This is a genomic window from Citrobacter sp. Ce006 (genome assembly GCF_030336535.1).
Lineage (GTDB): Bacteria > Pseudomonadota > Gammaproteobacteria > Enterobacterales > Enterobacteriaceae > Citrobacter > Citrobacter europaeus.
Genome location: NZ_JAOWDO010000065.1, coordinates 194,702 through 206,382 on the forward strand (window position 1 = coordinate 194,702; position 11,681 = coordinate 206,382).

The window sequence follows — 11,681 nt, forward strand, 5'->3', positions numbered from 1 at the left end:
TTATTGACCTCCTGGCTCATCACCAATTAATGCCAGAATTTCTTCATAAGATAATTTTAAAAATTCATCAGGGCGTATACTTTTATCATCTACATAGAATCCACCACGACCGGGCCAGGGTTTTCCCAGGTGCATTTCATCATATGGAATATTATGGCGTTCCAGCCATTCCATAAGTTGCTTACCCGTTACTGCTGCAATACGTCCAATATTTCCCTGGAATGTATTCATGTTTCTTGCAGAATATAATATGATATAAAAACCTTTTGCTTTATACTCACGAAGTAAACTAATCATATCCTCAAATGGTTCAAGCTCTGAATAATCCTCATCGGGCTTGCGAATTGGACATAATGTACCATCAACATCAAATACAATACTTCTTGTTTTATTAATCATTATAATTCCTTAAAGCTGTGTTTCAATTTCATCCAGGATGATTTCGGCATTAATTAAAAAAGCGATAACTTTTTTAGGTGAATCAATGTGCAGAGGCACCATACTTAGAAATAGTGAAGCCTCAAATAAACGAATGAGCACAGGGTTATAACCTATTTCTTTTAATTTGTTCTGGAATATATTTTTCGCCCATAATGGACTACTATTATCCAACGTAAGTCTTACACTGAGATTTTTTTCTAGATCTAGCGAGCAGAGTCCATAATTTATAAAATCATAATTTCCGCATACTGAGTGTGATAGTTTAGCAAGATCATAGTAAGGGCTGACATAAAGCTCATCTTCAGTATTGGCCCCACGAGGGTCAATGAATCGCATCAACCCTGTTGTTTTACTGTACAAGATGTTAGAAAAACACAAATCGCCATGACCGATTCTTAACTCGTTTGAAGATTGCGAACGACCATATTTATCAAATAGGGAGTAATAGCGTTGGAATAGTGATTCAATATCACCAAAGCGAGAATTGATATAAGGCTCCAACGATGGATATTCAGGTAAAGACTTCAATTGTAAAAGACGTTCTTTTACCTTGCCGAAAAATGCGTCATTATGGATTTTTTGTGCTGTTACACTATCTACCTTTTTCACTGGCCGAAGTTTTATAAAGTGGAATACTTTTTCAATAAAACGTTCAAAATTTAGTTCATTCATCGACCCATGGATCCATTGAAGTGCCATATCAGGCACAAAAAGGCGTTCCATTTTATAGCTCGCTCCAGTTGATTCCAATCTGAAATCATATGTCTGTATAAAGAACATCTTCAACTCTGGAGGTAACAGATCGTAATACTTACATTCTCGCTCAAGTTTTTTAGAATCAGTTGAATATTTGATTAAAGTGAAGTTATCAATTGGTTGAACTGAATTAAAAAAACGAACATCGAAATTACTGGTAAGATAATCTGTAAATCGCAAGGGATCACACATATCGATAAGTTCAACATCACTTTTTAGTAACTTGAGATTATCGATAAAGTTAAATATAAAGTCTCTAGGTTTAGAGTTATATTCAAGAGCATTTAAAAGTTCTCGTGCTGTTTGACCAACAACCGCACTAAGATAAATATCTTTTACACCAGTTAAAGTTTCATTTCCAACGATGGCAACTGAAGACCTTGTATAACTTATTTTTTTAAGAAAAAGGGAAGCATCTATCTCATCACATCCAAATGCAACATAAGATGGCATATACATAACAACTAAATTTTGTGTATTCAAATAACCGAGTTGCCTTATTTTTTCGACATCGCTTTGAACATCACCTGAGATTTCCACAAATTTGATATTAGCTTCCGCGCAAATATCACTAACCCATTTATCCAGTGAACGTTTGCGATAATAAATATCTGAAAATTTGCTGACACCTAAAAGATTTGATATATCCTGGGGAACAGGTATCGAATTATCATATACCATTACAACTGTCATTTTTATTCCTTTTATTTTTTTAAATTCATCTGCATGTAGAAAAATAGTGAAACGTAACCAAAAATAATTAATAGAGTATTTTTCACTGCATCAACAGTTATTAGCTGCACTAACGATTTTGGGGAGTCAGTGAGAACAAACGAAAATTGAGCTAATAAGTCCTTAACAATTGGGATAATTTGTGTGTGGTCTAAGAAAAGCATTAATGATACTAGTTCAAAAATCCAGATAAAAATTGTTAATATCGATAGAGTTAAAATTTTTTCAGAAACAATTGGCCTTACTTTTTCTAAAATACTGGAGATGATATCTAGTAAATGCAATATTTTGATAGCCTTACGGCCCCTGTAAGATCTTATCACATGTAGATTTAACGCACTTAACTGCTCTGGGAGAACAAAAAACATAACAATGCTAAAAAAGACAAATGCAAGCATTATCCACAATAATCCCCACATCCCTGCTAAAACCTGTACACCGCCCGAAAGATAGATTAGTAGAGCTAAAATACTTAGAGCAACAACATCAAATATTCTTTCAATCCATACAATTAAAATGCCTTTGCAGTAATTGTTTTCCCATCGAGACACTTCATTTATTCTTATCAACTCTCCGAGTTTGAATGGTATTACAGCCGAACATGCTGCTGTATAGAAATGCAAAGAGAGCAATTTCCGTATTTTTTGCGCCTTCAATAACACACCTAAGCGTATTGCACGGAGAAAATGGGCGACGATATATGCAACAGTGGGTACAATTAGAGCCGTAGCGAAACTGCTGAAGTCATATTTCGTTAAAGAGCTGACTGAAAAATACACAAATGCCAAACTACCAACTATTGTAGGGCATAGCTTTAATTGTGTTCTTCGAGAGAAAGTCATTTTAAAAATCCCTGCGATGATGCTGTTCCATAATTGTAAAATTATAACTATTAAATTCGCGACCTGAATAATTATTGGTCAGAAATTTATTACGCATAAATACATATCGAAGTAATATTTTTAGTACTTCGCGAGACTGTTTAAATAATTTGACATTAGATATCTGATCATCTTCACGCCATGTAATTGGAAAAAATTCCATATCCCATTTCCAATTTACTGTTGCTAAAATCATGAAGTAATTAAATGTCAAATTATTAGCAAAACCTTGATAATTTACAGAAGCTAAGGCTTTAACACTGTACATGTTTAAACCGGAACCCAAATCAAAGAGCTTTTTCCCACATGCCATTGAAAATAAATTATTAAAAACATAATTACCAAAAGTCCGAAACAAAGAATATCCTTCTAATTTTGATTTCGGCATGAATCTTGCTCCAAGGAGGCAATCTTTGTCTCTGTGCTTACCTTCGATAATTAGTGGTAAAAGATCAGAAAGCGTTCCTTGATCATCACCATGCAAAACAATAATGTAATCAAAATTATTGTCTAGAGCATATTGAAATGCAGCTTTATGAGAACCACCTAATCCATAATTATCATTGTTACGTACAATTGTCACTGGCGTTTCAATACTTTTCGCTGCTTCAGATGCTGCAAGTAACGTATCATCGGTGCTTTGATTATCAACAACAATAATTTCATTTATGATTTTACTTATATTTAGACATTGATTAAGCACGCGAGGAATTTGTTTTTCACAATTATAAGCAGGAATAAACAAAAGAATTTTATCTTGCATTGATTTGCCCTAATAATTTCAGATTTTATAATTATCAATAGTATAAAAATTATTACCCACAAGCTATAAGATGGGTAATGTTAACTATAATTCAAGTTTTAATCGAAGATATCCCAGATAACATTGCATGTGAATATTAAATAAAGTTATTTTAGTTCAACTAAATTCAAATAAAAAAGCAATGATATTAATATATCAATATTGCTATAAATGCTTACTTCAAAAAGAAGCAAGCATTTGATTTAACGCACATTATTACTTCTAAAAAAGAGATTAATTAATCCATTCCGTATGATATACACCATCTTTATCTATACGTTTATAAGTATGCGCACCAAAATAATCACGTTGTGCCTGGATCAAATTTGCAGGGAGAACTTCTGCTCTATAGCTATCATAATACGCGATTGCAGCTGAGAATGTTGGTGCAGGAATACCATTTTGTACCGCATAGGCTACCACATCACGCAGAGCTTGCTGGTATTCATCAGCAATATTCTTGAAGTAGGGATCCAGCAGCAGGTTCGCGATTTTATCATTGTTTGCATAAGCATCAGTGATTTTCTGCAAGAACTGTGCACGAATGATGCAGCCAGCACGGAAAATCTTCGCGATCTCACCGTATTGCAGATCCCACTTATATTCATCAGATGCAGCACGCAATTGCGAGAATCCTTGTGCATAAGACACAATTTTCCCCAGATATAATGCACGACGAACTTTCTCAATAAACTCTACTTTGTCACCTGCAAGCTGAGCTTTAGGTCCGGTCAAGATCTTAGAAGCTGCTACGCGTTGGTCTTTCAGGGAGGAGATATACCGAGCGAATACAGATTCGGTAATCAGAGATAGCGGTTCGCCCAAGTCCAGAGAACTCTGACTGGTCCATTTACCAGTGCCTTTGTTAGCCGCTTCATCCAGGATCACATCAACCAGGAATTTACCCTCTTCATCTTTTTTGGTGAAAATGTCTTTGGTAATGTCGATCAGGTAACTGCTCAGCTCACCTTCATTCCACTTGGTAAAAGTGTCTGCCAGCTCTTCGTTTGACAGGTTAAGACCACCTTTTAGTAAAGAATAGGCTTCAGCAATCAGTTGCATATCGCCGTACTCAATACCATTGTGGACCATTTTCACGTAATGGCCTGCACCATCAGCGCCGATATAAGTTACACACGGTTCGCCATCTTCAGCAACAGCCGCGATTTTAGTCAATATTGGAGCAACTAACTCGTACGCTTCTTTCTGACCACCAGGCATAATAGATGGACCTTTCAACGCCCCTTCTTCACCACCGGATACACCGGTGCCGATGAAATTGAAACCTTCGGCGGACAGTTCCCGGTTACGGCGAATAGTATCCAGGAAGAAAGTATTACCGCCATCAATGATGATGTCACCTTTTTCCAGATACGGCTTAAGTGAATCAATGGCAGCATCTGTACCCGCCCCCGCCTTCACCATTAACAGGATACGACGAGGAGTTTCAAGTGATTCAACAAATTCTTTTACCGTGTAATAAGGAACCAGTTTCTTATCCGGATTCTCAGCAATGACTTCTTCGGTCTTTTCACGGGAGCGGTTGAATACGGAAACGGTATAGCCACGGCTTTCAATGTTGAGCGCCAGGTTGCGCCCCATTACTGCCATACCGACGACGCCGATCTGTTGCTTAGACATTACATACTCCTGTCAGGTGTAGATACCACGAACTTATTAACTCGCGATAATGATAAAAAACCAGGACCAAGGTTCAAATGATACCTTGATCACATTTTAGGGTTTATCTTGCTGTGCTTTTTCGATTCTAATACTTTGTCGAAAAAAGTTCGGAAATTCTCAGATTTAACTTCCCAATCCCATTTTTTTATTTGCTGCAAATTTTCTGAAGACAAACATTTTATCACTGTGCTACGCTTATTATAAAAATCCCTAAGTTTATCTATCAAAATATCCTTGTTTCTAACTGGCAAAATCCATTCTTTTTGCATATCACCAAAAGCATCATTAACCACACCAACATCAGTACTTATCACGGGAACGCCACATGCCATAGATTCGAGAACAGGGTTTGGTGTGCCTTCAATTTTTGAAGGACAGACATAGACATCAATTTGACTATAATAGTTTACCATTTCATCATGAGGAATAAATCCGAGCTGACGATCGGCAAGGACTAATTCAATATTTAATCCTTCTGATTGCAATTGTTCAACGGCTGGCTTTAATAAAGAATGATAACCTTTAAAATCCTCTACTTCTCCCGCCCATTTTGAATTACCAGCCCAACCTACGCGCAATGTTCTCGACTCAATATTGTTAAAGCGTTCAAGGCCGATTGGATAAAATAGTTTTAAATTTACACCATCTTCAGCAAGAACTGACGGATTAGGATACTCGGCTATGGATGAGTAGATATCATATAATTTTGATGAACTAACCGTATAAGCAGTTATTAAATCATTATAAAATGTCTTTCTTAATTTTATAGCTTGTTCATCCAGAAATAAATGATCATAAACACTACTCGTTATTATCCTTCCATCTAAGTATTGTTTTTTAAAACTAAGTTCATCAAACCCGATAGTACGGTTATAGTTTATATAATATTCATCGTATATAAGCCTAAGCGATTCACGCCAGAAGAAATGAGTTATATCATAATTTTTGGTCATCATAATAACCTGACTGATATTATCAACAATTTCAGTTGGTATTATTGTAAAATCATATGAATCTGACAGATAATTGACTATTTGATTTGCTATATTTGAAAATGCCCAGTTTTCAGTATCAATAATCAATGCAATTCTAGGTTTTGCTAATGGTAAATCACAAATGATACTTAGTTCATTATCATCTATTTGCGAACGGTTACCTTTATTTTGAGTTATCAGTTCAAAACTGCGTTGCTTCTCTTCCAACCAATCATCAACTGGAGCTGACCAAAAAACCATTCCCCATTTGTTTTCAAGATAATCCGCGGACTCTTTTAATATACTTCTCGTGAAGCGGATTTTCTCATAATCTTTATCTTTATTGGAACTAGGTTTGGGGTGATCATGGATTAAAGATATTGCACCACATGTGCCTACTTTCATTCCTGACTGGTAAAGACGAAGCGATAAGTCAATATCTTCAAACCCAATGAACATATTTTCATCGTACTTCCCTAAATTTTTTAGAGAGTCAATTTTAATAACACTCGCACCGCCAAAGAGAAATGTAGAAAGGAAGCCCTCACCATCATATGTAATTGTTTTTTCCTGGACGCATGCACTTCCTGCACCAACATGTACCGAATCATTATCAATATCGAGGAAAATATTCCCCCCATTTGCGAATAATGTTTCCCCATCAGAGTCCAGCAATGGCATATTGATGAAATGACAGCCAAGTCTTGAAATATCTTTTTGCAATCTCAGGAGTGGGTTGTTTATAAAATAAATATCATTATCAAGAAACATTGCCCATTCTGTTTTTATATGCTCTAAAGTTTTATTTCTTCCGCCACTTACGCCAAAATTATCACCAAGTTCGACGACCCTAATATTTAGTGGAACCCTGTCACTTAAAGTTTGTAAAACTGAAAGTTCTTCTACTGTACTGCCATTATCAACAATCAGGATATCACCTTTAAAATTAGGTATATGCTGATATATAGAATTAACAAGTTTTTCAGTAAGAAAAACTCTGCTCATCGATAAACATGTTATTGTTAGGTTGGAACCATCACTACCGATATTCGGACCAAACGAGCTTCCAGCATTAGAATCGAGCAAAGCATGAAGGTCTGAATACACATATTCAGTTGATTTTAATCCTGGTAATAATTTTAAACGTGCAGACATTTTTATTTCCTGATCAAACGCACAATTTTAAGTATCATTTTTTTCAAAACATCCGGAAGAAGAGCGGAGAGCCTTAAGTATCGATAATATGGAATTTCCATCTGTGATACTCTTTCCATCAATGTTGAATTTTTAGTTTCTAAATCCTCACTCAACGATATTAAATCTGCGTTTTTTAATTCTAAATTATTTTTTGTATTGGTTACTTCATCATGCATCGCGATTTGTCTGGCAAGCTGTTGTTGCAATTCGGAAATATTCGTACGCAGCGCAATGTTTTCAATTTTTAATGCAGATAATAAAAGGTTTGATTTTCTCAGGTCCATTGTTAACTTTTTCATATCTTGTTTTAATATTGATATGGCTTTTTTATTTTCTGCCTGATCCTCACGAAGTACCAGACTTACATTCGACTCGAACTCTTCTGTCATGCGCGAATAAGCATCCATACTTATTGGAAATGTACTGTTACTAAAGTTTGTTTCAGGTGCATTCCATAAGCCCACAAAAAAACTGCAATTATTTTCACTAACTGCATCAATATCTGTGTTTAGAACATTAATTGAATTTTCTGAATTGCTTATTTCCATCCATGAAGAACCTATCTTTTCAAAACCTCGATTGTTTGCTGAGACTGTGCCAAATCCAAAAACAGAACCACCATATGCCCATTGAACATTCTTACCCAAAATCCCTGAACTAAGTTCTGTGAACTCCTGAAAAGTATATTTTCGTACATGGAAGGGATTGGATTGTTCATCATTTGGATAATACCAATAATCATTAGGGCAAGTTATATAAAAAATCGCATTTTCTTTAGCAGTTTTTTTGATAGCACTAAGAAAAACTTCAGGGGTATTGATGTGTTCTATTGTCTCTATTGAAACAACGATATCAAAAAAGTCTTCGCCATAACGATCTGAGATGGTGTTTGCATCACTTACAATAAACTCAACATCATATTCCCCAAAAAGTTTCTTTGCGTGCTCAATTGACTCTTCAGAGATATCAACCCCCACAACTCGTTTAGCACCAGCCTTCATTAATAGTGCTGAGCCATATCCTTCGCCGCAGGCAATGTCGAGGACTACTTTATCTTTAACAAGATGTAAGATATTAGCATATCTGGCGCAATGAATAGCTGATTCTTGTAAAGAGTGAGCAGGTTTTTCACTCAAATTTAATCTTTCCATAATATTCCTACTAAATTGTGTTTTTATAAAGTTTTATTTATATGATTTAACAGTCATTAGATTTTGTATTTTCATAATCTACGCGCAGTATTTTCATAAGCTTTGAGTTAACTATATATGAGTCAAATTGTTGTAAAGCTATTTGGTGACTTGCATTCCCCATTTGGGTAATTAGTTCAGGTTGATGTAAAAAACAAAGCATTTTTTCCGCTAAAGCATGAGAAGAACGTGGCTTAATCAAAAACCCATTAACACCATCAACCACCGTATCTCGGCAGCCTGGCACATCGCTGGTTATGACAGCGCGTCCCATTGCCATCGCCTCCTGTGTACTCCTCGGAAACCCTTCACGCCAGGAAGGCAATACAAATACACTCGCTTTAGCAAGCCACTCCTGCACGTTATCAACGTGGCCAGGTAACTCAATGATGTTATTACACTTCAAATCATTAAGCCGCTCTATAGTTAAGCTCCCCGGATTATGGAGATCCAGATGACCCAGCATGCAAAAATGAGTTTCAGGAAATTTCTTTTTGACTACTTTTGCAGCCTCAATAAATTCATAAACTCCCTTTTCTTGTAAAAATCTAGCGACAAAAATGAAAGACACTGGATCAACAGGGGGTGGGCAGTAGGGGTAATCAGACATATTTAATCCAATCCCCCCTAATATATGAACCTTTTTGACTTGAATTTTTTCATTAACTAAAAGGTCTCGCTTATCATCCGCATTAAGCAAGATGAGACTTTCAATATGTCTGAAGCTTAATTTGTAAAGCGATACTAATACTTTCTTTAGTAATTTAGTCCGTAATGAAACCTGCCCTCCAGAATTGGTAAAGAAAAAACCAAGCCCTTCAAGCATCGCATAACGCTTTTGTATTCTTGCAAATTTTGCTGCTAAAGTACCAAAAATGGCTGGCTTTGAAAAATATGAAAATGCCAGGTCCAACTTAAGTGATTTTAGAATCTTATATAATTTATAGGTATTGATAATATCAGAAAATGGATTTAGCCCTGTTCGACTGAAACGGTAATGTACTGGTATAGCACCAAATGATTTAACTTTTTCTTTTGTTACATCATCATAGTCAATTGCAAACGCATACACAACATGGCCATTTTTATGTAATAAATTAATCAGTTCTTTTCTGAATTGGATTAGACTTTCTGCTGTAGTACCGATTAATGCTATTTTCATAGGTGAGTTCTAGATTCTGTTTTTCTGTATGCGCAGGTAGATATCTTCCCATTGAGATACGATTTTTTTAGCAGAAAATTTCTCAATGACTCTTTCCCGAGCACGATAGCCACTTCCTCTACGCTGTTCAACATCTAATGATTCAATTTGTTGCATCGCAGCGGTTAAGTGATGTACATCATTAACCGAAATTGTTATGCCAAAATCCTGTCCATTTCCAATAATTTCTGCCGGCCCACCACAGTTTGTTGCGACAACTGGCAATCCGCATGCCATAGCTTCGGCAACGACGAGTGCAAATCCTTCATAGTCTGAGGCCAGCACAAAAGCATCGGAATCATGATAATAATCAACAACATTATCTTTTTTCCCCAAGAGAGTAACTCGTTCGCTTAGAGAATTGTGATCGATAAATGTTTGTAATGAGAGTCGTTCCTCGCCTTCTCCAATTATGATGAGTTCACTATGTGGCAACTTCATCATCGCTTGCAAAATCAGCAGTTGATTTTTTACTTTTACAAGCCGCCCAACGGTTATCCAGCGAAATCGTTTCCTGCTCTGTCTATCAATGATACGAAAATGATCAATATTGATACAATTATAAACAGTAAGTGTTTTCTCTGATGGAAATACTTTGTCGTTAATAAACCGCTGCCGTGCCGCATCGCTTACGACTGTATTTAAGTCACAGAATTTATTAGTTAAACGATAAAGCCAGTCTCTGGCACTGCCACCTTCACGAACGCTGTGCGCAGTACAAATAATAGATGTGCTATCCACCAAAAATACTCTTACAAGACGTACCAGGATATTGGCATGAAACATATGCGAATGCACAATATCTGGAGAATTCTGTCTTATCAACCTGGCTAATTTAAATGCTGCAAATGGTAAAGCTAATTTGGACTTCATCCCCAATGAAACAACTGGGATGTTATTTCTAATTAGCCTATCGATCAAATCAACTGGTGGTGTAAGCGAAATTAACCGAACAGAATGCCCACACCTTTTAAGCTCGAGAAGCAGTTCAACTACCTGCATTTCCGCGCCTCCGACATTCATGCCTGTAATGACATAATCAATTTTCACTCATACCACCTGTTTTTTAAATCACACTATCCATATATTTATTTAGTACTTCTTCCGGATCTCCAATCATCTTTGGTTTACCGCCCTCTAGCCACAGGACTTTATTACAAGTTTTCAGAATGACATTATTGTCATGCGAAGACAACACAACTACCTTTGCCCTCTCCTGTAATTCCTCGAATCTTTTCTTTGCTTTATTTAAGAAGGAAGCATCGCCAGTACCAATAATTTCGTCGAGTAGAAGTACATCTGGATCAACTGAAGTTGATACTGCAAATGCTAATCTCACGCGCATGCCGGTAGAGTAGACACGAATTGGTAGATTTAGATAATCACCTAGTTCAGTGAAACAAGCGATCTCTTCTATTTTGGATTCGATTTCTGCATTCGTCATACCTAGTAATAAACCACGTAGCTTTATATTTTGGTATCCTGTGGAATCATCATCCATCCCTAGAGCGATGTCCAACAGAGGAACTATCTTACCCTTTCGTTTAATTGTGCCGGATGTTGGTTCATAAATACCAGCCAAGAGTTTCAGTAGCGTAGATTTTCCCGCACCATTGTTTCCAATAAGTCCGAGTTTATCACCTTCTTTCAGACTAAACGTCAAACCGTCCAATGATTTAACCGTAACTGTGCTGCTTTCTTTTTTTGAAGAAATTACACCACGGGTTAAATTTGCCACCTGCGATTTAAACGATCTACTTTTAGCGTCGTAAATGGGAAATTCAACACCCACATCTTTCAAGTCAATCAAATGAGACATAATAA

10 protein-coding genes are annotated in these 11,681 nt (G+C 36.3%); all 10 read right to left on the reverse strand.

Annotation, left to right across the window (positions count from 1 at the left end):
- The gene (locus OGV94_RS08045; protein ID WP_085452483.1) at positions 1–399 is read right to left on the reverse strand and encodes an HAD family hydrolase; all 399 of its coding nucleotides are present in this window, start codon (positions 397–399) and stop codon (positions 1–3) included.
- Between the two features lie 9 nt (positions 400–408).
- Positions 409–1,890, reverse strand: a complete 1,482-nt coding sequence (locus tag OGV94_RS08050) for a capsular biosynthesis protein (RefSeq protein WP_172863153.1) — start codon at positions 1,888–1,890, stop codon at positions 409–411.
- Positions 1,891–1,901: 11 nt separating this feature from the next.
- Positions 1,902–2,771 (reverse strand): lysylphosphatidylglycerol synthase transmembrane domain-containing protein, encoded by an 870-nt coding sequence (locus tag OGV94_RS08055; RefSeq protein ID WP_087052560.1) that lies wholly within the window; start codon positions 2,769–2,771, stop codon positions 1,902–1,904.
- Between the two features lies 1 nt (position 2,772).
- Positions 2,773–3,573, reverse strand: coding sequence for a glycosyltransferase family 2 protein (locus OGV94_RS08060; RefSeq protein WP_286523026.1), 801 nt, complete (start codon positions 3,571–3,573; stop codon positions 2,773–2,775).
- Between the two features lie 273 nt (positions 3,574–3,846).
- Positions 3,847–5,253, reverse strand: a complete 1,407-nt coding sequence (gnd, locus tag OGV94_RS08065) for an NADP-dependent phosphogluconate dehydrogenase (protein WP_172863155.1) — start codon at positions 5,251–5,253, stop codon at positions 3,847–3,849.
- Between the two features lie 89 nt (positions 5,254–5,342).
- A complete protein-coding gene (locus OGV94_RS08070; RefSeq protein WP_286523029.1) occupies positions 5,343–7,424 on the reverse strand; it encodes a glycosyltransferase in 2,082 nt (693 codons plus the stop codon).
- A 2-nt stretch (positions 7,425–7,426) separates the two neighbouring features.
- Positions 7,427–8,617, reverse strand: a complete 1,191-nt coding sequence (locus OGV94_RS08075; RefSeq protein ID WP_172863157.1) for a class I SAM-dependent methyltransferase — start codon at positions 8,615–8,617, stop codon at positions 7,427–7,429.
- Between the two features lie 46 nt (positions 8,618–8,663).
- A complete protein-coding gene (locus OGV94_RS08080; protein ID WP_043016862.1) occupies positions 8,664–9,818 on the reverse strand; it encodes a glycosyltransferase family 4 protein in 1,155 nt (384 codons plus the stop codon).
- A 9-nt stretch (positions 9,819–9,827) separates the two neighbouring features.
- Entirely contained in the window at positions 9,828–10,907 is a 1,080-nt protein-coding gene (locus OGV94_RS08085) for a glycosyltransferase (protein ID WP_230586317.1), read from the reverse strand.
- A gap of 16 nt (positions 10,908–10,923) precedes the next feature.
- Complete coding sequence (gene wzt / locus OGV94_RS08090) at positions 10,924–11,676, reverse strand: O89/O101/O162 family O-antigen export ABC transporter ATP-binding subunit (RefSeq protein WP_000018741.1); 753 nt, start codon at positions 11,674–11,676, stop codon at positions 10,924–10,926.
- Between the last annotated feature and the right edge of the window lie 5 nt (positions 11,677–11,681).